The organism is Faunimonas pinastri, from assembly GCF_900110915.1.
Taxonomy (GTDB): domain Bacteria; phylum Pseudomonadota; class Alphaproteobacteria; order Rhizobiales; family Afifellaceae; genus Faunimonas; species Faunimonas pinastri.
This window is the reverse complement of record NZ_FOFG01000010.1, coordinates 55,296-80,075: the sequence shown is the minus strand read 5'-3', so window position 1 is coordinate 80,075 and position 24,780 is coordinate 55,296. Positions and strand designations below refer to the sequence as shown.

The 24,780-nt window shown below is 64.9% G+C and carries 29 protein-coding genes; 25 read left to right on the top strand and 4 right to left on the bottom strand.

Annotated features, from left to right (window positions below):
- Positions 1–114 precede the first annotated feature (114 nt).
- Genes dapA through BMY25_RS13770 form a run of 3 tightly spaced genes read left to right on the top strand, consistent with a single transcriptional unit; the run spans position 115 to position 2,071 of the window.
- Positions 115–993 carry a 4-hydroxy-tetrahydrodipicolinate synthase gene (gene dapA, locus BMY25_RS13780; protein ID WP_092497505.1) on the top strand — a complete coding sequence of 293 codons (879 nt, stop codon included), beginning with the start codon at positions 115–117 and terminating at the stop codon, positions 991–993.
- A 2-nt stretch (positions 994–995) separates the two neighbouring features.
- Positions 996–1,469 carry an SsrA-binding protein SmpB gene (gene smpB / locus BMY25_RS13775; RefSeq protein WP_092497502.1) on the top strand — a complete coding sequence of 158 codons (474 nt, stop codon included), beginning with the start codon at positions 996–998 and terminating at the stop codon, positions 1,467–1,469.
- A gap of 23 nt (positions 1,470–1,492) precedes the next feature.
- Positions 1,493–2,071 (top strand): GNAT family N-acetyltransferase, encoded by a 579-nt coding sequence (locus BMY25_RS13770; protein WP_092497500.1) that lies wholly within the window; start codon positions 1,493–1,495, stop codon positions 2,069–2,071.
- On the opposite strand, the gene BMY25_RS13765 is transcribed toward BMY25_RS13770, so the two are convergent.
- Positions 2,023–2,736, bottom strand: coding sequence for a uracil-DNA glycosylase (locus BMY25_RS13765; RefSeq protein WP_092497498.1), 714 nt, complete (start codon positions 2,734–2,736; stop codon positions 2,023–2,025). The two genes, BMY25_RS13770 and BMY25_RS13765, sit on opposite strands and share 49 nt — an antisense overlap.
- Positions 2,733–3,356 carry a LabA-like NYN domain-containing protein gene (locus BMY25_RS13760; protein ID WP_092497496.1) on the bottom strand — a complete coding sequence of 208 codons (624 nt, stop codon included), beginning with the start codon at positions 3,354–3,356 and terminating at the stop codon, positions 2,733–2,735. Before BMY25_RS13760 ends, BMY25_RS13765 begins: the two co-directional genes overlap by 4 nt.
- Before the next feature lie 170 nt (positions 3,357–3,526).
- Here BMY25_RS13760 and rpoZ point away from each other — a divergent pair, with 170 nt between their 5' ends.
- The 17 genes from rpoZ to BMY25_RS20855 all read left to right on the top strand — a co-directional run bounded on the left by rpoZ (position 3,527) and on the right by BMY25_RS20855 (position 17,970).
- Positions 3,527–3,904: a DNA-directed RNA polymerase subunit omega gene (gene rpoZ, locus BMY25_RS13755; RefSeq protein WP_092497494.1), complete on the top strand. Its 378-nt coding sequence runs from the start codon at positions 3,527–3,529 to the stop codon at positions 3,902–3,904.
- A 244-nt stretch (positions 3,905–4,148) separates the two neighbouring features.
- Positions 4,149–6,347 carry a RelA/SpoT family protein gene (locus BMY25_RS13750; protein ID WP_092497492.1) on the top strand — a complete coding sequence of 733 codons (2,199 nt, stop codon included), beginning with the start codon at positions 4,149–4,151 and terminating at the stop codon, positions 6,345–6,347.
- Between the two features lie 45 nt (positions 6,348–6,392).
- Entirely contained in the window at positions 6,393–7,001 is a 609-nt protein-coding gene (locus BMY25_RS13745; RefSeq protein ID WP_092497490.1) for a DUF2062 domain-containing protein, read from the top strand.
- The gene (gene acpS, locus BMY25_RS13740; protein ID WP_092497488.1) at positions 6,998–7,399 is read left to right on the top strand and encodes a holo-ACP synthase; all 402 of its coding nucleotides are present in this window, start codon (positions 6,998–7,000) and stop codon (positions 7,397–7,399) included. The genes BMY25_RS13745 and acpS overlap by 4 nt, the downstream gene beginning before the upstream one ends.
- A gap of 135 nt (positions 7,400–7,534) precedes the next feature.
- Positions 7,535–8,305: a signal peptidase I gene (gene lepB, locus BMY25_RS13735; protein ID WP_092497486.1), complete on the top strand. Its 771-nt coding sequence runs from the start codon at positions 7,535–7,537 to the stop codon at positions 8,303–8,305.
- Positions 8,302–9,003 carry a ribonuclease III gene (rnc, locus tag BMY25_RS13730; protein ID WP_092497484.1) on the top strand — a complete coding sequence of 234 codons (702 nt, stop codon included), beginning with the start codon at positions 8,302–8,304 and terminating at the stop codon, positions 9,001–9,003. Before lepB ends, rnc begins: the two co-directional genes overlap by 4 nt.
- A gap of 2 nt (positions 9,004–9,005) precedes the next feature.
- Positions 9,006–10,046 (top strand): GTPase Era, encoded by a 1,041-nt coding sequence (era, locus tag BMY25_RS13725; protein WP_428976969.1) that lies wholly within the window; start codon positions 9,006–9,008, stop codon positions 10,044–10,046.
- A 32-nt stretch (positions 10,047–10,078) separates the two neighbouring features.
- A complete protein-coding gene (recO, locus tag BMY25_RS13720) occupies positions 10,079–10,813 on the top strand; it encodes a DNA repair protein RecO (RefSeq protein WP_092497482.1) in 735 nt (244 codons plus the stop codon).
- A 35-nt stretch (positions 10,814–10,848) separates the two neighbouring features.
- Positions 10,849–11,547, top strand: coding sequence for a metal-dependent hydrolase (locus BMY25_RS13715; protein WP_092497480.1), 699 nt, complete (start codon positions 10,849–10,851; stop codon positions 11,545–11,547).
- Positions 11,548–11,689: 142 nt separating this feature from the next.
- Positions 11,690–11,977, top strand: a complete 288-nt coding sequence (gene gatC / locus BMY25_RS13710) for an Asp-tRNA(Asn)/Glu-tRNA(Gln) amidotransferase subunit GatC (protein WP_092497478.1) — start codon at positions 11,690–11,692, stop codon at positions 11,975–11,977.
- On the top strand, positions 11,977–13,455 hold the full coding sequence (gene gatA / locus BMY25_RS13705; RefSeq protein WP_092497474.1) for an Asp-tRNA(Asn)/Glu-tRNA(Gln) amidotransferase subunit GatA: 1,479 nt from the start codon (positions 11,977–11,979) through the stop codon (positions 13,453–13,455). The genes gatC and gatA overlap by 1 nt, the downstream gene beginning before the upstream one ends.
- Before the next feature lie 247 nt (positions 13,456–13,702).
- The gene (locus tag BMY25_RS13700) at positions 13,703–14,392 is read left to right on the top strand and encodes a ParA family protein (protein WP_092497472.1); all 690 of its coding nucleotides are present in this window, start codon (positions 13,703–13,705) and stop codon (positions 14,390–14,392) included.
- Entirely contained in the window at positions 14,376–14,687 is a 312-nt protein-coding gene (locus BMY25_RS13695) for a ribbon-helix-helix domain-containing protein (protein WP_092497471.1), read from the top strand. Before BMY25_RS13700 ends, BMY25_RS13695 begins: the two co-directional genes overlap by 17 nt.
- Before the next feature lie 414 nt (positions 14,688–15,101).
- The gene (locus tag BMY25_RS13690) at positions 15,102–15,431 is read left to right on the top strand and encodes a hypothetical protein (RefSeq protein WP_092497469.1); all 330 of its coding nucleotides are present in this window, start codon (positions 15,102–15,104) and stop codon (positions 15,429–15,431) included.
- Positions 15,432–15,544: 113 nt separating this feature from the next.
- Positions 15,545–16,753, top strand: a complete 1,209-nt coding sequence (locus BMY25_RS13685; protein ID WP_092497467.1) for a lytic murein transglycosylase — start codon at positions 15,545–15,547, stop codon at positions 16,751–16,753.
- Positions 16,754–16,789: 36 nt separating this feature from the next.
- Positions 16,790–17,641 carry a pyridoxal kinase PdxY gene (gene pdxY, locus BMY25_RS13680; protein WP_092497465.1) on the top strand — a complete coding sequence of 284 codons (852 nt, stop codon included), beginning with the start codon at positions 16,790–16,792 and terminating at the stop codon, positions 17,639–17,641.
- Between the two features lie 161 nt (positions 17,642–17,802).
- Positions 17,803–17,970: a hypothetical protein gene (locus BMY25_RS20855; protein ID WP_177176861.1), complete on the top strand. Its 168-nt coding sequence runs from the start codon at positions 17,803–17,805 to the stop codon at positions 17,968–17,970.
- 92 nt (positions 17,971–18,062) lie between these two features.
- Here BMY25_RS20855 and BMY25_RS13675 read toward each other — a convergent pair whose 3' ends face one another.
- Positions 18,063–18,953 (bottom strand): type 1 glutamine amidotransferase, encoded by an 891-nt coding sequence (locus tag BMY25_RS13675; RefSeq protein ID WP_092497463.1) that lies wholly within the window; start codon positions 18,951–18,953, stop codon positions 18,063–18,065.
- A 155-nt stretch (positions 18,954–19,108) separates the two neighbouring features.
- On the bottom strand, positions 19,109–20,164 hold the full coding sequence (locus BMY25_RS13670) for a sulfate/molybdate ABC transporter ATP-binding protein (protein WP_092497627.1): 1,056 nt from the start codon (positions 20,162–20,164) through the stop codon (positions 19,109–19,111).
- Between the two features lie 508 nt (positions 20,165–20,672).
- On the opposite strand from BMY25_RS13670, the gene cysP reads away from it, so the two are divergent.
- The 5 genes from cysP (at position 20,673) to BMY25_RS13645 (ending at position 24,764) form a co-directional block, all read left to right on the top strand.
- Positions 20,673–21,683, top strand: a complete 1,011-nt coding sequence (gene cysP / locus BMY25_RS13665; RefSeq protein ID WP_092497461.1) for a thiosulfate ABC transporter substrate-binding protein CysP — start codon at positions 20,673–20,675, stop codon at positions 21,681–21,683.
- Positions 21,684–21,772: 89 nt separating this feature from the next.
- Positions 21,773–22,582 (top strand): sulfate ABC transporter permease subunit CysT, encoded by an 810-nt coding sequence (gene cysT / locus BMY25_RS13660; protein WP_092497459.1) that lies wholly within the window; start codon positions 21,773–21,775, stop codon positions 22,580–22,582.
- Complete coding sequence (gene cysW, locus BMY25_RS13655) at positions 22,566–23,420, top strand: sulfate ABC transporter permease subunit CysW (protein WP_238858336.1); 855 nt, start codon at positions 22,566–22,568, stop codon at positions 23,418–23,420. Before cysT ends, cysW begins: the two co-directional genes overlap by 17 nt.
- A gap of 176 nt (positions 23,421–23,596) precedes the next feature.
- Entirely contained in the window at positions 23,597–24,439 is an 843-nt protein-coding gene (locus tag BMY25_RS13650) for an urease accessory protein UreD (protein ID WP_092497455.1), read from the top strand.
- 22 nt (positions 24,440–24,461) lie between these two features.
- On the top strand, positions 24,462–24,764 hold the full coding sequence (locus BMY25_RS13645) for an urease subunit gamma (RefSeq protein ID WP_092497453.1): 303 nt from the start codon (positions 24,462–24,464) through the stop codon (positions 24,762–24,764).
- Positions 24,765–24,780 lie beyond the last annotated feature (16 nt).

Below are 24,780 nucleotides of genomic sequence, written 5' to 3'. Positions count from 1 at the left end.
TACTAGACACCGTTCTTTTGTCAGCAACAAGGCAGGCTTTGCAGGTCTGCTTGCGAGCAGCGTGTGAGGTCACTATCGTCCGCGCCAAATTCGATGAATGCTGCAGAGGCAACGATGTTCAAGGGCTCCATTCCCGCTTTGGTCACCCCAATGCGTGGCGACGAAGTGGATGAGGCGGCGTTTCGCGCCTTTGTTGAATGGCAGATCGGGGAAGGTAGTTCCGGGCTGGTCCCCGTCGGCACGACCGGTGAGTCGCCCACACTCTCCCATGACGAACATCGGCGGGTCGTCGAGCTCTGCGTAGAGGTCGCCAACAAGCGCGTGCCGGTGATCGCCGGCGCGGGCTCCAACAACACGCGCGAGGCGGTGGAACTCGCCCGCCATGCCGAGCAGGTCGGCGCCGATGCCGTGCTCGTGGTCACACCCTATTACAACAAGCCCAACCAACGCGGCCTTTACCAGCACTTCCGCACCGTGGCGGAAGCGATCAGCCTGCCGCTGATTATCTACAACATCCCGCCGCGCTCCATCGTCGACATGAGCGTGGAGACGATGAAGCAGCTCTTCGACGACTGCGAGAACATCGTCGGCGTCAAGGATGCGACGGCGAACCTCGCCCGCATCAGCCTGCAGCGCCACGCGATGGGGCCGGACTTCATCCAGCTTTCCGGCGAGGATGCGACGGCACTCGGCTTCATGGCACATGGCGGCCATGGCTGCATTTCCGTCACGGCCAATGTCGCGCCCCGGCTTTGCGCCGAGTTCCAGGCCGCGTGCCTGGAAGGCGATTATACCAAGGCTCTGGACTATCAGGACCGGCTGATGCCGCTGCATCGCGCAATCTTCCTTGAACCGAGCCCGGCGCCCGCCAAATATGCCCTCTCGGTTCTCGGACACATGTCGGAAGATCTGCGTTCGCCGCTGGTCACCATCGGCGACGAGACCCGCCGCGAGATCGACGCCGCACTCAGGCATGCAGGACTTTTGAATTAAGAATGACAAAGAAGCCCGCTCATCGTTCCAACATCGTCGCCGAGAACCGGAAGGCCCGCTACAATTTCGAGATCGGCGAAACCTTCGAGGCGGGGGTCCAGCTGACCGGGACGGAGGTGAAGAGCCTCCGTCAAAGCAAGGCGAATATCGGCGAATCCTATGTCAGCCCCGAAGGCGGGGAGATCTGGCTGATCAACTCGTATATTCCGGAATATCTGGAGGCCAATCGCTTCAACCACGAGACCCGACGCCGCCGAAAGCTGCTGCTGCACGCCAAGCAGATCGAAAAGCTCATGGGTGGCGTGAACCGCCAGGGCATGACCATCGTGCCGCTGAAGCTCTACTTCAACGATCGCGGCCGGGCCAAAATCGAGATCTCGCTGGCCAAGGGCAAGCAGGATCACGACAAGCGGGCGACCGAGAAGGAGCGGGACTGGAATCGCGAGAAGTCGCGTCTGCTCAAGGAAAACGGCTAAACCGGCGAAGGCGGGGAGGGGAGATGGCCGAGTTCGACGCTCCCGTCCTGCATACCGAGCGCCTGGTGATTCGCGGCTGGCGCGAGGAAGATGCAGCGCCGCTGGCCAGGTTGAACGGTGATCCCGAGGTCATGGAGCACATGGCCGGACGCTTGGGCGCGGCGGAAAGCGCGGCCTTCATGGGGCGCATCCAGGCGCATTTCCGCGAGCATGGATTCGGGTTCTGGGCCGTGGAAGCTCCCGGAGTGGCACCATTCATCGGCTGCGTCGGCTTGCTGCGGTCCGGTTTCGATGCGCATTTCACGCCCTGCGTCGAGGTGGGATGGCGGCTCGATCGGCCCCGGCGGGGAAGAGGCTATGCGACCGAGGCGGCACGGGCGGCTCTGACCTTCGGCTTCCGCGAGTTGCTGCTGCCGGAAATCGTATCCTTCACCACCGTGAAGAACCTCCGTTCGCAATCCGTTATGCCGCGGCTCGGCATGCGCCGTGATCCGGCGGACGACTTCCTGCATCCGGCGCTGGCCCCGGATCACCCGATCCGGCCGCATGTGCTCTATCGCCTGGGCCGCGCCGAGTTCGAGGCGGCGACTGCCGAACGCTGAAGCTCGCGAGCGCCGGCGTCCAGATCGGCACGGATACGGCGGAACACGTTCTCGAACATCTCCGTGGTGAGCACGCCGGTATTCGTGTTGTAGCGCGAGCAATGATAGCTGTCGTAAAGACGCCGGCCATCGGGCAGCACATGCACCGCGCCGTGCGCGAACGGCGCGTCCTTCTGCTTGACGCCCATCGTGCGCAGGAAACTCTCATGCGCGATGCGGCCGAGCGCCATGAAAGCCGTCGCGCGCGGTCGCACATCCATTTCCCCCTGCAGGAACTGCCGGCAGGTGCGGATCTCGGCGGGGGTCGGCTTGTTCTGCGGCGGTACGCAGCGGACCGAATTGATGATGACGGCGTCGGTCAGGACCAGGCTATCGTCGGGACGCTGCTGGTAGACGCCCTCGGCGAAGCCGAACTTGATCAGCGTCGCGTAGAGGAGATCGCCGGCATAATCGCCGGTGAAGGGGCGGCCCGTGCGATTGGCTCCCCGCAGTCCCGGAGCCAGCCCGACGATCATCAGCCGCGCACCTGCCGAGCCGAAGCTCGGAACGGGGGCGTTGTGCCAGCTTGGCTCGCGGGCGATCCATTCCTCGCGGAAGGCGACGAGGCGGGGGCAAAGGGGGCAATCGGGAGGCGGCGACTGGGTTACGAGAGCGGTATCTGTCACGGTTCGTCTTCGACTTCCGTCTCTTTCTGGCGCTCTTCGTCGGGTCGGGAAGGCATCCGGTCGGGTTCGGTCGACTGTTGGGCGGCCCGCTGCGCCGCTTCGCGCTGGACGCGTTCGGCCACGTGGGCGAGTTCGATGAAATGATCGGCCTGCCGGCGCAGATCGTCCGAGATCATCGGGGGCTGCGTCTTCACCGTGGAGGCGATGGTGACCTTGCGGCCCTTTCGCTGGATCGCCTCTACGAGGTAACGGAAATCGCCGTCGCCGGAAAACAGCACGAGATGGTCGATATGGTCGGCAATCTCCATGGCGTCGACGGTGATCTCGACATCCATGTTGCCCTTCACCTTGCGGCGTCCTTGCGAGTCCGTGAACTCCTTGAGCGGCTTGGTGACGACGCGGTAGCCGTTATAGTCGAGCCAGTCGATCAGCGGGCGGATGGAGGAATATTCCTGGTCGTCGGCGAGCGCGGTGTAATAGGCGGCGCGAACGAGATACGCGCTCTCGCTGAAGTGGCTGAGAAGCCGGCGATAGTCGATGTCGAACCCGAGCGCGCGCGACGTGGCGTAAAGGTTCGCGCCATCGATAAAAACTGCGATCTTTTCCCGGGGGTCGAACATCCCGCCTTCACGCCTCCCAACGCGGCCACCTGATGCGAGCGGCAAGCGGCCATCGTTAGGCAATCGACACGGCGCATTCAAGCTGCACGCGTGCCCGGCACCGAACTTCTTGAAAAACGGGCCCGAAATCCCTATCAGGGTAGAAATCCCGAAATTCTGGAGGTGTGTCCATGGCGCGCGTCACCGTCGAAGACTGCGTGGACAAGGTAGAAAATCGCTTTGAGCTGGTCCTGCTGGCCGCTCACCGCGCCCGGATGATCTCGACCGGTTCACCGCTGACGATCGATCGCGACAACGACAAGAACCCTGTCGTTGCCCTTCGCGAGATCGCCGAGGAAACCGTCTCGCCTGAAGATCTCAACGAGGATTTCATTCACTCGTTGCAGAAATACGTCGAGGTGGACGAGCCCGAACCCGCTGCGGCTGCCGCCGACGCGGAAGGCGGTTCCGGCGAGGACGACGGCGAGATGACCTTCGACCGCATGTCGGAAGAGGATCTGCTGCGCGGCCTGGAAAGCCTCGATCCGCCGGAGCGTCGCGAGGACTGATCCTCCGCCGGTTCCGCCCGGGCACTTTGCCCGGCCAAGCAAGGAATGTGATCGCCCCGCCGAGCCTGCTCGCGGGGCGGCTGCTTTCCGGGCCTTGGGCATGGGGATCGGCCGCCGCCGCTCCAGACTGGTCTCAGCGACGTTTTGCCCGGCGCTGTCAGGCTGTTAAGGCGGCTTTGCTAAGTCCTGCGCCTGCCTATATTGAAGGATCCGGTTCGGCCGGTTGCGATGGGACTGTTCGGCGATGATGCGCCAGTACGAACTTGTTGAGCGCGTCGCCGCGTATAATCCCCAGGTCAACGAAGACCTGCTGAACCGCGCCTATGTCTATGCCATGCAGAAGCACGGCTCACAGAAGCGCGCCTCGGGCGATCCCTATTTCTCCCATCCGCTGGAAGTCGCCGCGATCCTGACGGACCTGAAGCTGGACGATGCTTCGGTCGCGGTCGGCCTGCTGCACGACACGATCGAGGATACGTCCGCCACCCGCGACGAAATCGGCCAGCTCTTCGGCCCGAAGATCGCCAAGCTCGTCGACGGCCTCACCAAGATCGAGCGGCTGGACCTCATGTCCCGCGAGGTGCAGCAGGCGGAAACGCTCCGCAAGCTGCTGCTCGCCGTCTCCGACGATGTGCGCGTGCTCCTGGTGAAGCTGGCGGACCGCCTCCACAACATGCGGACCATCCAGCATGTTCGCGAGGACAAGCGCTCCCGCATCGCGGAAGAGACGATGGATATCTACGCGCCGCTGGCCGGCCGTATGGGCATGCAGGCCATGCGCGACGAGCTGGAGGACTGCGCCTTCCGCGTCCTTCATCCCGATGCCTATGCCACGATTTCCGCCAAGCTCGCCGAACTGAGCGACAAGGCCGGGCCGCTGATCGAGACCATCAACTCCGACCTGCTGGCGCGGCTGGAGGAGAAGGGCATCGTCGCGAAGATCAAGGGCCGGCAGAAGCGGCCCTATTCGATCTTTTCGAAGATGCAGCGCAAGTCCGTCGGCTTCGAGCAGCTTTCCGACATCATCGCCTATCGGATCCTGGTCGACGACCTGCAGGATTGCTACGGCGCGCTCGGCGTCGTGCATACGACGTGGCGCATGGTGCCGGGGCGCTTCAAGGACTACATCTCGATCCCCAAGCAGAACGACTACCGTTCGCTGCACACCACCATCGTCGGGCCGCAGAAGCAGCGCATCGAGCTGCAGATCCGCACCGAGGAGATGGACCGCATCGCCGAGAACGGCATCGCGGCGCATCCGCTCTACAAGGACGGGATCGCCGGCGACCGCGACCGGTTGACCGCGGAAAGCCGCGCCTATGCCTGGCTGCGGCAGACGGTGGAGAACATCGCGCAGGGCGGCAGCTCGGCGGAGTTCCTGGAGCACACCAAGCTGGAGCTCTTCCAGGACCAGGTCTTCTGCTTCACGCCCAAGGGCCGCCTGATCACGCTGCCGCGTGGCGCGACGCCCATCGACTTCGCTTATGCCGTTCATACCGATGTCGGCGACAGCTGCGTCGGCGCCAAGGTGAACGGCCGCCTGATGCCGCTGATCCAGCCGCTGCAGAACGGCGACGAGGTGGAAATCATCCGTTCCAGCGCGCAGCGCCCGGCGCCCGCCTGGGAGCAGATGGTGATCACCGGCAAGGCGCGCGCCGCGATCCGCCGCGCCACGCGCAACCATTTGCGCAAGCAATATTCCGGACTCGGACGCCACACCGTTTCCCGTCGCTTCGCGCAGGCGAGCCGCACTTTCTCCGACGAGGCGCTGAAGACGATCCTGCCCCGTCTCGGCTTCACGGAAGTGGAGGACGCGCTGGCGGCGGTGGGGCGTGGCGACGTGACGGCGGACACCGTTCTGAACACGCTCTATCCGGAGATGGCGGAAGAATCCACGCCGGTCACCGACAGGCTCGACGGCGAGGAAGGCTGGGTCGGTTCGACCCAGTCGCAGCTGCGCTTCCGTGTTCCGCAGGAGACCGGTGATTCGGAAGCGGTGCCCCTTCACGGCCTCCATTCCGAGATCCCGGTCCACTTCGCGCCAAATGGCGGCGCCGTGCCCGGCGACCGCATCGTCGGCATCCTGACACCGGGAGAGGGGATCACGATCTACCCCATCCACTCGCCCTCGCTGGGTGCCTTCGACGACGAGCCGGACCGCTGGCTGGACGTGCGCTGGGATATCTCGGACCGGACGGCGGAGCGCTATCCCGCGCGCATCAAGCTCCTGGTGCGCAATGAGCCGGGATCCCTGGCGGCCGTGGCCGAGGCCATCGCGGCGCGGGCCGGGAACATCGAGAACGTCCGGATGTTCGCCCCTGGTGGCGACTTCACGGAAATGGAAATCGATCTCGGCGTCTGGGATCTGAAGCATCTAAATCGCATCATCAGCGATTTAAGGACGAGGCCGGTCGTCAACGAGGCGCATCGGGTCAACGGTTGATCGAAGCAGGGCGCATCGGCGGGCGCCATCCGGAGCGGGGCGGACATGCTTTTCAGGCGGCGCAAGAAGGAGACTTCCTGGGAGCGGCTTCGCACCCATCTCTGGCCTCGCGTCAGCTGGAAGCGCTCCGCCCGTTATTACGTGATGCGGACGCTACGGCTGGCCGCCAGCCCGTACGCCGTCGGCATGGGGGTGGCGATCGGCGTCTTCGTCTCCTGCACGCCGTTCCTGGGGCTCCATTTCGTCCTTACCTTCGCACTCTGCTGGCTTCTGGGCGGCAACATGATCGGCGGGATCATGGGCACCACGGTCGGCAACCCGGTCGTCTATGCCGTGCTCTGGCCGGTTTCCTACAAACTCGGACAGTTCATCCTGCGCGGCGGCGAGGGTGGCGAGCATGTTCCCCCGCAGCTTGAGCATCACCTCCTGCACCAGTCCTTCGACCGCCTGTGGCCCATCCTCAAGCCGATGACGGTGGGCGGTTGCCTGATCGGGCTGGCGGCCGGCGCGCTCGTCTATCTCCTGGTCTACCAGGGTGTGAAGGTTTATCAGGCAGGCCGCCGCGAGCGCTTCGCCAAGGCGCGGGAAAAACGCATCGCCGACAAGCACAAGGCGCTGGGCGACCAGCCGCCGGAACTTCAGGTCAGAACATGATCATCGGACTGGGCAGCGACCTCATCGACATCAGGCGCGTCGAGAACACGCTGGAGCGCCACGGCGAGCGCTTCACGCAGCGGGTCTTCACCGAGGTGGAGCGCGCCAAGTCGGACCGCCGCAAGGAGCGCGCCGCTTCCTACGCCAAGCGCTTCGCCGCCAAGGAGGCTTGCGCCAAGGCGCTCGGCACCGGCCTAAGCCAGGGCGTCTTCTGGCGCGACATGGGGGTCGTCAACCTGCCCTCCGGCAAGCCGACCATGCGGCTGACCGGCGGCGCGGCCGAACGCCTCGCCAGCATGATGCCCGAAGGCCACCAGCCGGTGGTCCACCTCACCATCACCGACGACTTTCCGCTGGCGCAGGCATTCGTGATCATCGAAGCGGTCCCGCAGGCCTAATTCGTGCCTTTATGCGGGCCCAGAGAGCGCTCCGACAGGGTCTCGCGTGCCTGCCGTCGATGGTTGCCGTCTCGGGACGATTGCGGCAGCCGCCGCATGCGGCTAAACGGGAACAGCATTAGAACAGGACGGATCATGAGCGTGGCGGAACGTCGTGCCGACACCGAGGCGAAAAAGAACAGCGGGGGCATCGGCGAGACCATCAAGGTCATCGTGCAGGCGCTCGTCATCGCACTGGTCTTCCGGACCTTTCTTTTCCACCCCTTCAATATCCCATCTGAATCGATGCTCCCGACCCTCAAGGTGGGCGACTACCTGTTCGTGTCGAAGTTCAGCTACGGCTATAGCCGCTATTCCTTCCCCGTGGACTTCTCCTTCATCCACGGGCGGGTCTTCGGCTCCGAGCCGAAGCGCGGCGATGTCGTGGTCTTCCGCGAACCGAGCCACCCCGATACCGATTTCATCAAGCGCTGCATCGGCCTGCCCGGCGACAAGATCCAGATGCGCAACAGCGTGCTCTACATCAACGGCGAGCCGGTGAAGCGCGAGCAGGAAGCCGATTTCGACGGGCGTAACCAGTATGGCCAGCAGGGCAAGATCCGGCGCTACCGCGAGACCCTGCCGAATGGCGTGAGCTACGACACCCTCGACATGACCGACCATGGCGAGATGGACAACACGCTCGTCTACGAGGTTCCGCCGGACCATTACTTTATGATGGGCGACAACCGCGACAATTCCGAAGACAGCCGCTATCTCGACGTCGTCGGCTATGTGCCGGCCGAGAACCTGGTCGGCCGCGCCGAGCGGATCTTCTTCTCCGTCGATTCGGAAAAGGCCCCGGCCTGGCAATTCTGGCGCTGGCCCTGGACGCTGCGGCTGGGACGCATCTTCACCAAGCTATGAGCCTGCCCGCGACCGAACTGGAAAGCTTCGAGAAGAAGCTGGGATATTCCTTCGAGACGCCCGCGCTCCTGGTGCGGGCGCTGACGCATGCCAGCGCGATCACCAATGTCGGCCCGGATGCGCTGAACTCCTATGAGCGGCTCGAATTCCTGGGGGACCGGGTGCTCGGGCTGGTGATCGCCGACATGCTGAGCCAGCATTACCCGAAGGCGCCGGAGGGGGAGCTCTCGCGCCGCCTTGCGCGCCTCGTCAGCGGGCAGACCTGTGCCAAGGTCGCCGTGGAGATGGAGGTCGGCAAGCATCTGAGGACCGGCGGCAGCGTGCAGCGCAACGGGGTCAAGGCGACCGCCGGCGTGCTGGCGGATGCTTGCGAGGCCGTCATCGGCGCGATCTATCGCGACGGCGGGCTGGAGCCGGCGCGCCGGGTGATCGAGCATTTCTGGCGCGCGCGCCTGGAAACGATGAGCGGACCGCTGCGCGACGCCAAGACCGAACTGCAGGAATGGGCTCATCGCCGAGGCCACGAGACGCCGCTCTATGTCGAGTTGCAGCGTTCCGGCCCCGACCATGCGCCGGAATTCGAAATCGAAGTCAAGGGCACCGGTTTCGAGCCGGGGCAGGGTCGCGGGCGTTCCAAGCGGGAGGCGGAGCACGAAGCGGCCGCATCTGTTTTGCGCCGTGAAGGCGTGTGGAGCTGAATTTGAGCGAGACTGACAAGACAGGCGGCGACGAGGCTTTCGAGGCGGAAACGCCGGAGCTGGAGAACACCGCAACGGATGCGTCCTCTCCGGAGAATGCCGCGCCGGATGATGCTTCGGCAAATGACGCCTCCGCTGAGGACGCGCCGACCACCCGCGCCGGCTTCGTGGCGCTGATCGGGGCGCCCAATGCCGGCAAGTCGACGCTGCTGAACGCGGCCGTCGGCTCCAAGGTCTCCATCGTCACGCACAAGGTGCAGACCACCCGCGCCCTCGTGCGCGGCATCGCGATCCACGACCAGTCGCAGATCGTCTTCGTGGACACGCCCGGCATTTTCGCGCCCAAGCGCCGGCTCGACCGCGCCATGGTGACGACCGCGTGGAGCGGCGCACAGGATGCCGACCTCATCGCGCTGCTGATCGACGCCCGCCGGGGGCTGAACGAAGAGGTTGAGGTCATCCTTGAAAGGCTTTCGACCTATCCGAAGAGCAGGCCCCGGATCCTGATCCTCAACAAGGTCGATGTCACGAAGCGCGAATCGCTGCTGGGGCTGGCCGCTGCCGCGAACGAGAAGGTCAATTTCGATCGGACCTTCATGGTCTCCGCGCTGACCGGCAGCGGTCTCGACGATTTCCTGGATTACGTCGCCGGCACGATGCCGGAAGGACCGTGGCTCTATCCGGAAGACCAGATGTCGGACCTGCCGCTTCGCTGGATCGCCGCAGAGATCACACGCGAGAAGCTGATGATCCGCCTCCATGAGGAACTGCCCTACGCTTCCACCGTGGAAACGGAGCAGTGGCTGGAAACGCCGAAAGGCGCGCGGATCGAGCAGACGATCTATGTGGAGCGCGACAGCCAGCGCAAGATCGTGCTGGGGCAGGGCGGCCAGACGATCAAGGCGATTTCGACTGCCGCGCGCAAGGAGATCTCCGAGATGCTGGGCCGGCCCGCGCATCTCTTCCTGTTCGTCAAGGTGCGCGAGAACTGGTCCAACGATCCCGAGCGCTACCGCGAGATGGGAATCGAGTTTCCGCGCTGAGGATCTGAGGCAACAGGAAAGGCGGTCGGCGGGTGGAATGGAGCGGGGAGGCGATCGCGATCGGAACCCGCCGCCTCGGCGAGACCGACGCCATTCTGGAGGTCATGACCCGCGACAAGGGGCGGTGGCTCGGCATGGTCCGGGGCGCGCGTTCCCGCCGGCTTCGGCCCGTGGTTCAACCAGGCAACACGCTCTCCGTCACCTGGCGGGCACGGCTCGACGAACATCTCGGCAATTTTCGCGTGGAGCCGATCGCCGAGCGGGCGGGCACCCTGATGGCCTCCGGCTCGGCCATTTTCGGCTTGCAGCTCCTCGGCGAATATCTCCGGCTGATCCCGGAGCGCGATCCGCATCCGCGCCTCTACGAAGCCCTTGCGCTTCTGGTGGAATATCTGGACGACATACCGCTCGCGGCCGAACTGATGGCGCGATTCGAGCTTTTGCTTCTGGATGAAATGGGCTTCGGGCTGGACCTGTCGGAATGCGCCGCGACCGGAGCGACCGAGGACCTCGGCTATGTCTCGCCGAAGTCCGGCCGCGCTGTGAGCCACGACGCGGGCCGGGCCTACCATGACCGACTGCTGCCGCTTCCGGCGTTTCTCGTGGAGGCGCGAAGAGATGCCGCGCCCGATCTTGAAGCGGTCGCGGACGCGCTGCGGCTGACGGCTTTCTTTCTGGAGCGACATCTCTTCGCACCGCGCAGTCTTTCCCTGCCGGACGTCCGCTCCAGTTTCGAGCGCGCGGTTCTGGCTAAACCTCAACGCTGACGCAGTCTGGCGCCAGCTTCGTGACGGAGTTTCCCATGCAGATTACCTGGTTCGGCCATTCGGCCTTCCGCCTCGAATTCTCCGGCTCGGTGATCATGATCGATCCGTTCCTGAGCGGCAGCCCGGTGTTTTCCGGCGATGCGCTGCAGGCGGCGGAAGGCTGCACCCATGTGCTGCTGACGCACGGCCACGACGACCATATCGGCGACACCGCCGCGATCTGCCGCGAAACGGGCGCGCAGCTCGTCAGCAATCCAGAAATCTGCGGCCATCTTCATGGCCAGGGCGTCCAGAACGTCAACCCCGGCAATATGGGCGGGACGGTGGATTGCGGCGGTTTCACTGTCTCCTTCACGCAGGCGCTGCATTCCTCCAGCTCCAACGTGGACGGCCGCCCGCTCTATCTCGGCAACCCCATGGGGCTGATCATCCGCGGCGAGGGCCAGCCGGTCGTCTATGCCATGGGCGACACCGACGTCTTCGGCGACATGGCGCTGATCAACGAATTTCACCGCCCGGAGGTCGGTCTCGTGCCGATCGGCGACCGCTTCACCATGGGCGCGCGCGGTGCCGCTCTGGCCTGCCGTCGCTTCTTCGATTTCCGTGCGATCGTGCCCTGCCACTTCGGTACCTTTCCGATGATCGACCAGACAGCCGAGAAATTCCTGTCCGAGATGGGCGACGACGCCTCGAAGGTCGTGCTGGCCCAGCACGGCAAGCCGTTCGAAGTCTGAGGCCCGACGAAGTCTGAATGGCCGGCGTGAGAGGGGGCGGCGGCGGTCGACGAACAGCCGCCGTCTCAGCCCTTCCTTGTCTGCCCTTGTCCGGCAGTTTATAGGCGGGAAGAGTGTTTTCGCAGCCGATCCCGGGAAATCCATGTCCGTCGATATCCAGACCGTGAAGCGTGTCGCGCATCTCGCGCGCGTCCGCGTCACCGATGACGAAGCCAAATCCTTTCAGAGCGAGATCAACGCCATTCTGGGCTTCGTCGATCAGCTGAACGAGGTTGACGTGTCCGGGGTGGAAACGATGACATCGGTCCTGCCCATGGCGATGCGCAAGCGCGCGGATGCCATCACCGATGGCGCCAAGGCCGAGGCGGTCGTCGCCAATGCGCCGGCGACCGAGGACAACTTCTTCCTGGTGCCGAAGGTAGTCGAGTAATGACGGAACTGACAGCACTCACCATCGCCGAGCTTCGCGATACGCTGGGCCGCAGGCAAGCCTCTGCCGTTGAGGTAGCCGAGGCCTATGTCGCGGCCATCGAGGCAGCCAATCCCAGCCTCAACGCCTATGTCGCGGTGACGCCGGACAAAGCGCTGGACATGGCGCGCGCCTCCGATGCGCGGATTGCCGCCGGCGAGGCGCGTCCGCTGGAAGGCGTGCCGCTCGGCATCAAGGATCTCTTCGCCACCGAAGGCGTGCACACGCAGGCGGCGAGCCACATCCTGGACGGGTTCAAGCCCGGGTACGAATCCACCGTGACCGCCAATCTCTGGGCCGACGGCGCGGTGATGCTCGGCAAGCTGAACATGGACGAGTTCGCCATGGGCTCCTCCAACGAGACCAGCTATTACGGCCCGGTCGTCAGCCCCTGGCGGAGCGAAGGCTCGAACGCGAAGATCGTGCCCGGCGGTTCGTCCGGCGGTTCGGCCTCGGCCGTCGCCGCGCATCTCTGCGCCGGCGCGACCGCTACCGATACCGGCGGCTCCATCCGCCAGCCGGCCGCCTTCACCGGCACCGTCGGCATCAAGCCCACCTATGGCCGCTGCTCGCGCTGGGGCACGGTGGCCTTCGCCTCGTCGCTCGACCAGGCCGGTCCGATCGCCCGCACCGTTCGCGACGCGGCGATCATGCTGAAGTCCATGGCATCGGTCGATCCCAAGGACACGACGTCCGCCGATCTGCCCGTGCCTGATTACGAGCAGTCGATCGGCGAGACGGTGAAGGGCCTGAAGATCGGCATTCCCCGCGAGTATCGGGTCGAGGGCATGCCGGAGGAAATCGAGAAGCTCTGGCAGCAGGGCATCGACTGGTACCGGCAGGCCGGTGCCGAGATCGTCGATATCTCCCTGCCGCACACGAAATACGCGCTGCCAGCCTATTATATCGTGGCCCCGGCGGAAGCCTCGTCCAACCTCGCCCGCTACGATGGCGTGCGCTACGGCCTCCGCGTCGAGTGCGACGATATCATCGACATGTACGAAAAGACGCGCGCCGCGGGCTTCGGGCGCGAGGTGAAGCGTCGTATCCTGATCGGCACATACGTGCTTTCGGCGGGCTATTACGACGCCTATTACGTCCGGGCGCAAAAGGTTCGGACGCTGATCAAGCGCGATTTCGAGCTGGCATTCGAGGCGGGCGTCGATGCGATCCTGACGCCGGCGACGCCGTCATCGGCCTTCGGGATCGGAGCCATGGCCGACGCGGATCCGGTCGAGATGTACCTGAACGACATCTTCACGGTGACGGTGAACATGGCGGGCCTGCCGGGCCTCGCGGTGCCGGCCGGGCTGGACTCCTCCGGCCTGCCGCTCGGACTGCAGCTGATCGGCCGCCCCTTCGACGAGCAGACCCTGTTCCGCGTGGGGCAGGTGATCGAGGATGCAGCCGGGAGCTTCGCCGCGCCGAAATGGTGGTAAGCCGCCCGATCTGAACAGTTACCCTTGAATGATTGCAGCGCCCCGGCTTCGACCGGGGCGTTTTCGTTTTGGCAACAGCCTTTCCGCCGGCGCCGGCCATCTTTCGTTAAGGCTGGTTAACCCGACGTTAACCATCGCTGCTCATAACAGGATCACCGGCCCACAGGATCTCATGATCCGGAGAACCGGGCATCACGTGATCCTGTGACAGAGACCCCTTCCGGGGTTCAGCAATGGGGGTTGGAGCATGAAGTCGATCGCCTTCGTGACTCAGAAGGGCGGCAGCGGGAAAAGCACCCTCTGCATCAATCTGGCCATCGCCGCGCAGGAAGCCGGGCGTTCCGTCTGCATCCTGGAGATGGACCGGCAGGCTACCATCAGCGAGTGGGCCGAGCATCGCGAGAGCGAGCAGCCCGAGGTGGCGCAGGTCGGCGAGACGCAGGTGGAAGACGTTCTTCGCCGCTTGCAGAAGTGCCATTACGACTACGTCTTCATCGACACGCCCGGCGTGGACAGCAAGGGAACGCTGGCTGCGATTCGCGCCGCCGATCTCTGCATGATCCCGTGCCGGCCGACGCCGGCCGATCTTCGCGCCTTCAGGCCGACGCTCGCCGCGATCTACCGGCTGGAAAAGAAGTTCGCCTTCGTGCTGAACCAGACTCCGCCGCGCAGCTACCGCGTCCGCGATGCGGCTGAAGGGCTCGCCGTTCTCGGCATCCTCCCGGACGTGAACATCGTGCTCCGCAACGATCATCAGGACGCGATCGGGTTGGGGCAGGGCGTCACCGAATTCAACCCGACCGGCGCCGCCGCCGACGAGATCCGCCGCCTCTGGTCGTGGATGGAGAAGCGGGCCCAGGCCGACAAGGCCAAGCCGGCCACCGCGCCGAAGACCCGGCAGACACGAACGGTAACGAAGCATGCCCAAGCCGCTTAAGCCCAACCTGAAATCCATCGTCGCGGCCTCGCAGCCGATCCCGCTGCATGGCGAGAGCTCGGTCGTGCGGCTGCAGACGGCCACCGAAGCCGCGCCGCAGGACAAAGCGAAGACGACGCTGAAGCAGCGCGCCAAGCAACTCTCGGTTTATCTGGAGCCGCCGGTCTACGACCAGCTTCGCGACCTCGCCTATACGGAACGCAGCAAGATCCACACGCTGATGCTGGAAGCGCTCGACATGCTCTTCACCCAGCGCGGCGTTCCTTCCATTCGCGAACTGGAAAAGCGCGGATAGAACGAGATCAGTAGCTTGTGCCGCGTTGTTCTGAAATGACGCAAGCCTTGGCTGAAGCTCTCCCGAAAGATGAAGAGCCTCATCCGCCAGACGAGATGTTCTCGGGAAGCCACGGGGCGCGTTGACGAAAGTCGGCGCGCCTCAATCATTTTCTCAGGGGGCGGAGAAAACCCGCGGAGTTGCGGCCACCCGGGCCGTAACCTCACCCGACGGTCGGCAACACAGCCTACTCCGCTGCATCATGCTCGGAGGTTCTTCTGCCGCGACGTGGTTAAATTTCCGGAAAGGCGCCAGGCATCGTGCGCTTCAGCCAAAACTAACCATGCGATGAAATCGACTGATCCCGGCGGTTTTGCTTAACGTTTCTCGTGCCCGCAGACCGTTATCCCTTGGCTATCGGGAAGGGGTGCAGCCATGCGACATTCGATTTCGAACCTGACGCGACAGGTGCTGGCCACGGCGGCGATCTCCGCCATGGCGATTACCGCGATGCTCGCGGCGAGCGGCGCGCACGCCGCGGATCTTCCGCAGCAGGAGGTCGCCCGCTACCAGGGGCAGTATCAGGAAGTCCGGGTCGCCGGGCCTGCCTATGGCAGTTGCGGTCGGCCGTTGGAGCAAGTTCAGCTGTCCGACGCCGAGGGGCGTCCCACCGCGCCGGGGCGCACGCCCTATTATACCTGCGTGACCGGCACGACACTGCTTCCGGGCGCCGTTCCGCCGCCGCCGGAATATTGCTGCCACTGAGCGGCCAACGGGCTGGCGCCTTCGTCGGCTGAGTCCGGCCGACGATCGAAAGCTGGCCTTTTCGGCGGGACTCTGGTCAGAACACCGGGCGATCCGACGTCGAGGAGCCCTCCATGCGCCTGAAGTCCCTGCTTTCCAGCTCTATCCTGCTTATCGGCGTGACGTTGTCCGGAGCAGCCTGGGCTGATGCAAGCTGCCACGGCGGCGCGGGTTTTCCGCAATGGCTGGGCCAAATAAAGGGGCAGGCGGCCCGGCAGGGCTTCTCCCCCCGCACGCTCGCGGTCCTCGACGGCCTGACGCCCGACCCCAAGGTGCTGAACCAGGATCGCGGCCAGCCGAGCCTTTCCCAAAGCTTCCTGCAGTTCTCCGACCGGATGGTCACCTCCGACCGGCTCTCCAAGGGCCGCGGCCTGATTGCGGCGAACCGGCAGGTCCTGTCCCGCGTCGAGCGCGATTATGGGGTGCCGGGTCCGGTGCTCGTCGCGCTCTGGGGCTTCGAGACGAATTTCGGCACCTTCCAGGGCAGCTTCGATACGCTGAGGGCGCTGGCGACGCTCGGCTACGACTGCCGACGACCGGACTTCTTCACGGGCGAGCTGATGAACGCGCTGCGCCTGATCGACCGCGGCGATCTTTCCCCTGCGGAAATGAAGGGGGCTTGGGCGGGCGAACTCGGGCAGACGCAGTTTATTCCCTCTCGCTATCTGGAATTCGCCGTCGACTATGATGGCGACGGTCGGCGCGATCTCGTCCGCAGCGTGCCGGACGTGCTGGCTTCCACGGCCAATTACCTCCGCTCCCTCGGCTGGAAGCGCGGCCAGCCGTGGCTGGAGGAGGTGCGCGTTTCGGACACCGTGCCTTGGGGCGAATCCGCACGGGCCATCCGGCATCCGCGATCCTTCTGGGCAAAGGCAGGCATTCGCCAGGCTGACGGCCGGCCGCTGCCTGGCGATTCGCTGCCGGCTTCGCTGATCCTGCCGATGGGCCGGCTCGGCCCGGCTTTCCTCGCCTATGACAATTTCGGCATCTTCTGGAAGTGGAACCAGTCGTCCAATTACACGCTTGCCGCCGCTTATTTCGCGACGCGGCTTGCGGGCGCGCCGGCGCTGGATCGCGGCCATGCTCCGGCGATCCTGAGCGCGGCGGAGATGAAGGAAGTGCAGCAGCGGCTGCGGGGTATGGGCGTCGATGGCGGCGAGCCCGATGGCCGACTGGGCGAGACCACCCGCGACGGCGTCAAGAAGGCGCAGGCCCGCTTCGGACTGCCGCAGGACGGTTATCCCACGGCCGAGTTGCTGGCCAAGCTCCGGTCCGGACGCTAGAAGCCGCCTGTTCTTCCAACTCCCGGATCGCGAACGATGAACGTCCTCTCCATCCAGTCGCATGTCGCCTACGGCCATGCCGGAAACGCCTCCGCCATCTTCCCGATGCAGCGGCTCGGCGTGGAAGTCTGGCCGATCCATACGGTGCAGTTCTCCAACCATACGGGCTATGGCGCGTGGCGCGGGCAGGTCTTTGCCGGCGACACGATCCGCGAACTGGTGGCGGGCATTGCCGATCGCGGCGTGCTGCCCTCCTGCGATGGGGTGCTTTCCGGCTACATGGGCGATGTCGGCATCGGCGAGGCCATCGTGGAAGCGGTGGAGCAGGTGAAGGCGGCAAATCCCCGGGCGCTTTATTGCTGCGACCCCGTGCTGGGCGATGTCGGGCGCGGCTTCTTCGTGCGGCCGGGCATTCCGGAATTCATGCGGGATCGCGCGATCACCCGCGCCGACGTCATCACGCCCAACCATTTCGAGCTGGAGTTCCTGACCGGCACCGAGATCCGCACGCGGGATGAACTCCGCCGCGCCATGGACGCCCTCCACAAGAAGGGGCCGAAGACGATCCTGGTGACGAGCCTCCACATCGATGGCACGCCCGACGATGCCATCGATATCGCCGTTTCGGGCGAGGGGAGAATTTCCCGCATCCGCACGCCGCTCCTGCCGGCCAAGGTGAATGGCGCGGGCGATGCGATCGCGGCGCTGTTCTTCGTTCACTTGCTGAAGGGCAGCGGTCCCGTGGCGGCGCTGGAAAAGGCGGGATCCTCGATCTACGGCCTGCTGCGGCGGACGGCGGAGGCGAATTCTCCGGAGATCCTGACCATCGCGGCGCAGGATGAGTTCGTGACGCCGACGACGCAGTTCGAAGCAATGTCGCTCGACTGATCTGCCGAGGTTTATTGCCGGCTGATCATCAGGAAAGAAGGACCACGGGAAATATTTCGCGGGGTTTGTTTCTTATAGTGCGTTAACAATAGATTCGGCTCTGCCGGAACCGCTTTCACTTCTGCCCCGTTAACCATCCAGTCTGAGGATGGATGTGTTCCATGCGGAAGTTTCTGCTGGCGGGCGCTGCCGCCGCAACGCTTTCGGTTGCGGTTGCCGCACCGACTTTTCTGTTCATTGTGCTGCCGGATCACGCCGGCGCCGCCATGAGGGCCGTGCTCCCCACGGCCGATGTCACCGCGCATTCCACGGCCCATTCGTTCGGCTGATCGGGTTACCAATCCTTTTGGTACCGTGGCTGCGGCCACTTCCGGCCCCCCGGAAAAAAATTGAGCCTACGGGCGAAAGCTAACCCGACTCCTCAGCCGCGCCCTCGCTCGGTGCGCTTGGGCCTCACGAGCTTCTCGATAAAATTTCGGATCTCTGCCTGGCGCAGATCGCGATTGGCGACCTGATCGTCGAGGGCCAGAAGCCATCGGAGATCCTGACGATCCGGTTCGCGATCCAGCGCCTCTATGCGCTCGATCTGGAGGTCGAGGTCCGCCCGGTCGCGCACCGTTCCGTTCTTGACGAGACTGTCCGCATCGCGACGAAGCGCGCCGGCTACTTCGTAGAGCGAGATTTCCGGATGGTACTGGACGCCCCAGAAGACACCTTCTCCTGACCGGATTTCTGCGGCCTGCACCGAGGTGATCGCGTTGGAGGCGAGCAGCGTCGCGCCTTCCGGCAGTTCCTTGACCTCGTCGGTGTGGATTGCCGGCGCGTCGAAGGCCATGGGCCTGCCGGCGAGGAGAGGGTGCTCTGCGCCTTCCCGCGTTTTCGTCACCTTGCGCGCGAAGCCCGCCTCGATGCCGGATGAGTTCGGCTGAACCGAACCGCCGGCGGCCACGGTCGCAACCTGCAGGCCCGCACATGAGCCGAAGCTGGGCGTGCCCGACGCGAAGAGCGCGCGCATGAACTCGATCTGCCGCCGAACCTCGGGGGTCGGCTCGTAGAGATGCAGGGGCGAGCCCGTCAGAAACACCCCGTCATAATCGGCAAGGGTCGCCCGATCTGGCAGTACCGCGTCCGAGTCGGCCGGTTTGATCTGCCAGAAGACCGCATCCGGCGCGAGCGCCTTCAACGTCTCGATATAGGTTTCGCCGGAACTGCAGCCGACATTGCTGCGGCGCTGGTCGCGGGCCTCCGGCGGCTCGCTGTCGGCCACGAGGAAGCGGAGCGGGCGGCCCCGACGGGAAGCGGCAGCATTCATGGGATCGACACCGACGGGGTTTCGGAATACCGGCAGGGGTGGCCGGCAGGGAGGAGGCAGCGGCTCGCCGCCTCGCGTCCAGCCCTCAAGCCATGAGATGGTGCGGTCGTTCCTTTCCCGCTTTCACGAAACAGGCAAGGCCGGTCACAGTCGCGTCAGGACGTGGCGGCCTCGGCGGGGAAGAGACGGAAGCGTTTCGGCCGCACCCGGATCTCTCCTGTGAGCGGCTCATCGAAATCGCGGGGCACGTTGATCTCGATCCGCCGGCCGTTCCCGCCGCCAATGGCCATCTCCACGCGTCGGAGCCCGCCTTGCGGACGCTGCGCGACCACGGTACCGGCGATCGTATCCGGTCCGTCCGGTACGATCTCGAAATCATGCGGACGAACGAAGAGCCGCGCGGGCCCCTTGGCGGCGTCGCCGGTCGGCAGGCTGAGGGAGCGGCCCTCAAGCAGCACGGTATCGTTGCCGACGGTTACAGGCAGTTCGACCGATTCGCCGATGAAGGAGAAGACGGAAGCCGAGTTGGGAGCCTCGTAGATATCGTCCGGCGTGCCGACCTGATCGATCCGGCCCTGGCTCATCACGACCACGCGGTCGGCGAGTTCCAGCGCTTCCTCCTGGTCGTGCGTGACGAAGACGGTGGTGTGGCCGGTGCGGTCGTGAAGATCGCGAAGACCCTTTCGGAGATCCTTGCGGACGCGCGCGTCGAGCGCCCCGAAGGGCTCGTCGAGAAGCAGCACCCGCGGCTCGATCGCCAGCGCGCGGGCGAGGGCCACGCGTTGGCGCTGACCGCCGGAAAGCTGCGAGGGAAAGCGCGAGCCGAGACCCGGAAGCTGCACCAGTTCCAGCATCTCCTCGGCGCGACGACGGATCTCCGTCCGCGCCGGTCTCTGTCCGCGCGGCCGGACGCGCAGCCCGAAGCCTATATTCTGGGCGACCGTCATGTGCCGGAACAGCGCATAGTTCTGGAAGACGAAGCCGACATTCCGTTCTTGCACGCTTTTGCGCGACGCGTCCTCGTCGCCGAAGAAGATGGAGCCGCTGGTCGGGATCTCCAGCCCGGCAATCAGGCGGAGCAGGGTGGTCTTGCCGGAGCCGGAGGGTCCGAGAAGCGCGATCAACTCGCCGGAGCGGATATCCAGCGAGACCTGGTGCAGGGCCGGGTAAAGCTCGAACTGCTTCCGGATGTTGCTGATGCGGATTTCCATGCGGCTTCCGTTGAATGCTTCGGACATGGATATGCATGAAGTGCGCCGGGACACAATTGCAGCGGCTGGCAACGGAGCATTGAGGACGCCAGTGCGCGCCTGAAGCGCTCTTCACGGCCGAAGCGCCGGCCGCTCGGCCGACCGAGCTTGCGCCGAACGGGTTTCCGGCAGGCTTTTGTTTCACGCACGCGAGGGAGGCGAACGAATTTCCTCAAGGCGGGCCTGAAACAAGCATATCCACAGGATACGGCGACGGGTGGCAGGGCCGGTAGGCTCCCTCGATCCCTCTGGTCGGGCGCCGCGTTGCTTCGTTCCAGCGCCCGGGAAGGCTTTTCTACCCGTTCCAGGGCGACGGGCCGAACGATGGTTCCGGCGAGCGACCGGAAAGCGGAAAAGCCTTTCGTTTCAGGTCCGTTGCCTTGCTGGCGCCGGGGCCAGCTGCCACAATGAAGCCTCTTTTCAGCCAGCGCGGCGCAGGAGCGCCGCCGGCCAACACCAGCAGGTTTCGATGCGTCGCTTGATCCTTGCGGCCGTTCTGGCCGCTCTCGGAAACGCCCCCGGCTGGGCCGCCCAGCCTTCCGGCCCGGATACGCTCCTGAACGTCTCCTACGATATCGCCCGCGAGCTCTACGCCGACATCGACAAGGCCTATACCGCCAAGCATCAGGCGGAGACCGGCCAGACCGTAACGGTCAAGCAGTCGCATGACGGCTCGTCCAAGCAGGCGCGGGCGATCCTGGAGGGGCTGCAGGCGGATGTCGTTACCTTCAATCAGGTGACCGACGTTCAGGTGCTGCACGACAAGGGCAGTTTGATCCCGGCAGACTGGCAGAAGCGCCTGCCCAACAATTCCTCGCCCTATTATTCGCTGCCCGCCTTCCTGGTGCGCGCGGGCAACCCGAAGCACATCAAGGACTGGTCGGATCTCGCCCGCGACGACGTGCAGGTGATCTTCCCGAACCCGAAGACCTCCGGCAATTCGCGCTACACCTTCCTGGCGGCGCTTGCCTTCGCCAAGGAGAAGTTCCCGGACGATCAGGCGAAGCAGACCGATTTCCTGAAGAAGATCTTCGCCAACGTGCCCGTGTTCGACACCGGCGGCCGGGGTGCCACGACGACCTTCGTCCAGCGCGGCATCGGCGACGTGCTGATCACCTTCGAGGCGGAGTGCTACGGAACGCGCGATCAGTTCGGCAAGGACCAGTACGAGGTCGTGGTGCCGCCGATGAGCCTGCTGGCCGAGTTCCCGGTCACCGTGGTCGACAAGGTCGTGGACCAGCGCGGCTCGCGGGCGCTGGCGGAAGACTACCTCAAGTTCCTCTATACGCCCGAGGGGCAGGAAATCCTGGCCAAGCGCTACAATCGCGTCGTCGATGAGGGCGTGAAGGCGAAGTACGCCTCGCAGTTTCCCGAGGTGCGGCTGGTTCGCGTCGAGGATGTATTCGGCGGCTGGGACAAGGCCAACAAGGAAGAATTCGGCGACGGCGGGTTGCTGGATCAGGTCTTCGTGAAGCACTAGAACGGAACGACCGGCGGCAGCGGCCGCCGGTTTTGCTCGGGGCCTCAACCACATTGATACCGTTCTTCCGCCGATCGAGAGGCAAGCGCGTGCTGCCGGGCTTCGGGCTGACGCTCGGCATCACGCTCGTCTATCTCGCCATCATCGTCTTCCTGCCGATCGCCGCCATGCTGATGAAGACGGCGAGCATGGGCTTTGCGGATTTCTGGCGCATCGTCAGTTCGGAACGGGCGCTTGCGACCTTCCGGATCACGATCCAGTCGGCCTTCTTCGCCACCGTCATCGACGCCTTGTTCGGGCTGCTGCTGGCCTGGGTGCTGGTGCGCTACGAGTTCCCCGGCAAGCGCTTCCTCGATGCGGTGGTGGATCTTCCCTTCGCGCTGCCGACAGCGGTCGCGGGCCTCGCGCTCACCACGCTTTTCGCCCGCAACGGCTGGATCGGCCATTGGCTGGAACCGCTGGGCTTGAAGGTCGCCTATGCGCCGCCGGGTATCGCGATCGCCATGGCCTTCACTAGCATTCCCTTCGTCGTGCGCACGGTGCAGCCGGTGCTGGAAGACATGGACCGGCAGCTTGAGGAGGCGGCGCAGTCGCTCGGCGCGAATTCCTGGCAGATCTTCCGGCTGGTGATCTGGCCCACCATCATGCCGTCCTTCCTGGCGGGTTGTGCGCTCTCATTCGCCCGCAGCATCGGTGAGTTCGGGGCCGTGGTGTTCATCGCCGGCAACCTGCCGATGAAGACGGAGATCACCTCGCTGCTGATCGTGATCCGCCTCGACGAATACGACTATGCCGGCGCGGCGGCGCTCGCGACCGTGCTGCTGCTTGCCGCCTTCCTGATGCTCTTCATCACCAACAGCCTCCAGATCTGGCAGACCCGCTATGTCGGCGCACGCTGAAGCCCTCCCATCCCCCAGGCATCGTCGCTCCACCAGCGAGATCGTGATGATCGCTCTGGCGATCCTCGGCTCCGCGCTTTTCCTCGGCCTGCCGCTGGCGATCGTCTTTACCGAGGCGCTCAGGACCGGCGTCGGGGCCTGGGCCTCCAGCATCATCGAGCCGGAAACGCTGCATGCGGTCTGGCTGACTGTTCTGACGGCGCTGGTCTGCGTGCCCGTCAACATCGTCTTCGGCGTCGCGGTCGCGTGGCTGATCTCCCGCTTCAGCTTTCCTGGCCGCAAGCTGCTGATCACGCTGGTGGAGGTGCCGTTCTCGGTTTCCCCGGTCGTGGCGGGCGTCTCGTACCTGTTTCTCTACGGCGCGCAGGGCCTGCTCGGGCCATGGCTTTCCGCCCACAACATCCAGATCATGTTCGCCCCGCCGGCGATCTTCCTGGTCAGCCTCTTCGTCACCGCGCCGTTCGTCGCGCGCGAACTCCTGTCGCTTATGCAGACACAGAGCGGGAACGAGGAGGAGGCGGCGCTGAGCCTCGGCGCGAGCGGCTGGCAGATGTTCTTCCACGTCACGCTGCCCAACATGCGCTGGGCGCTCTTTTATGGCGCGGTGCTATGCAATGCCCGCGTGATGGGCGAGTTCGGCAGCGTGTCCGTCGTCTCAGGCGCAATCCGCGGGCAGACCAACACGCTGCCGCTGCAGATCGAACAACTCTTCAACGATTACAACGTCGTAGGCGCCTTCTCCGCCTCCACCGTGCTGGCGCTGATCGCCATGGTGACGCTGGTGCTGAAGTACGTTCTCGAAATTCGCGGCGCCGGCGCTTCACGCGGCAGGCACTGAGTTCGGCATTCGCCTAAGAAGCAGGCAGCGATCCTGCCCGCGCGCTGAACACTTCACCGCCCGAGGCCCGATTGCCCGGCGATGAAGCAGCTTCTTACAATTGTATCCTTTCTGGCACGGTGATTGCGTGATCGCGGACAGGCCGGCGGGTGAGCCGGCGTGGCAGATGAGGATGCATGCGGACTGCGCTCGAAATCGTCGATAATGTCCCCGAGGGCGTTGGGATGCAGCGGACCTCCGGGGAAAGCCGGATCCGTTTTCACGTCCGTGACGGGGCGGCGCGGCTGGACCGTCTGTATCAGCAGGGCGCGGCCAAGATCCGCCTGCCCAGGCCGGAGCCGGGTCGGCCGCCAGAGGCGGTGCTGATCAACACCGCGGGCGGTCTGACCGGCGGCGACACCATGGCGTTCGAGGTCGAGGTGGCGGATGGTGCCCATGCGGTCGTCACCACGCAGGCCTGCGAAAAGATCTACAAGTCGTCCTCCGGCCCGGCGCAGGTGGCGTCGCGGCTCAGTGTCGGCGCCCATGCGCGGCTGGACTGGCTGCCGCAGGAAACGATTCTCTTCAATCGGGCCCGGCTGTCCCGCCGCCTGGAGGCGGACCTCGCCGATGGCGCGACGCTGCTGGCGCTGGAAGCCGTGGTGTTCGGGCGCATCGCGATGGGCGAGGTCGTGGCCTCCGGCTCCTTTCACGAGCGCTGGCGCATCCGCCGCAACGGCCGGCTGGTCTTCGCCGACGACACGCGAATCGACGGGTCGGTTGCCGACATCGCGTCGCACCCGGCGGTGCTCGCGGGGGGGCGTGCGGTGGCGACGGTCGTCTATGTCGCTGAGAACGCCGAAGATTATCTGGAGCGGGCGCGCGAGGCCGTCGGCGAATCCGGCGGCGTCACCGCCTTCGACGGCAAACTTGTTGCCAGGATCATCTCGATGGATACGCTCAGCCTCCGGCGGGCTCTGGTTCCGCTCCTCGCGGTGCTTGCCGACGGAGCGCCGCTTCCCAAAGTCTGGCACATCTGAACGACATGAAGAGAACGAAACCATGAACCTTACTCCGCGCGAGAAGGACAAGCTGCTGATCTCGATGGCAGCCGTCGTGGCGCGCAAGCGGCTTGAACGCGGCGTCAAGCTGAACCACCCGGAAGCGATCGCGCTGATCACCGATTTTGTGGTGGAAGGCGCGCGCGACGGCCGCAGCGTGGCCGAGTTGATGGAGGCGGGCGCGCATGTGGTCGGCCGCGATCAGGTCATGGACGGCATCTCCGAGATGATCCATGACGTGCAGGTCGAAGCCACGTTTCCGGATGGCGTGAAGCTCGTCACCGTGCACCAGCCGATCCGTTAAGAACCGAATCAAGGAC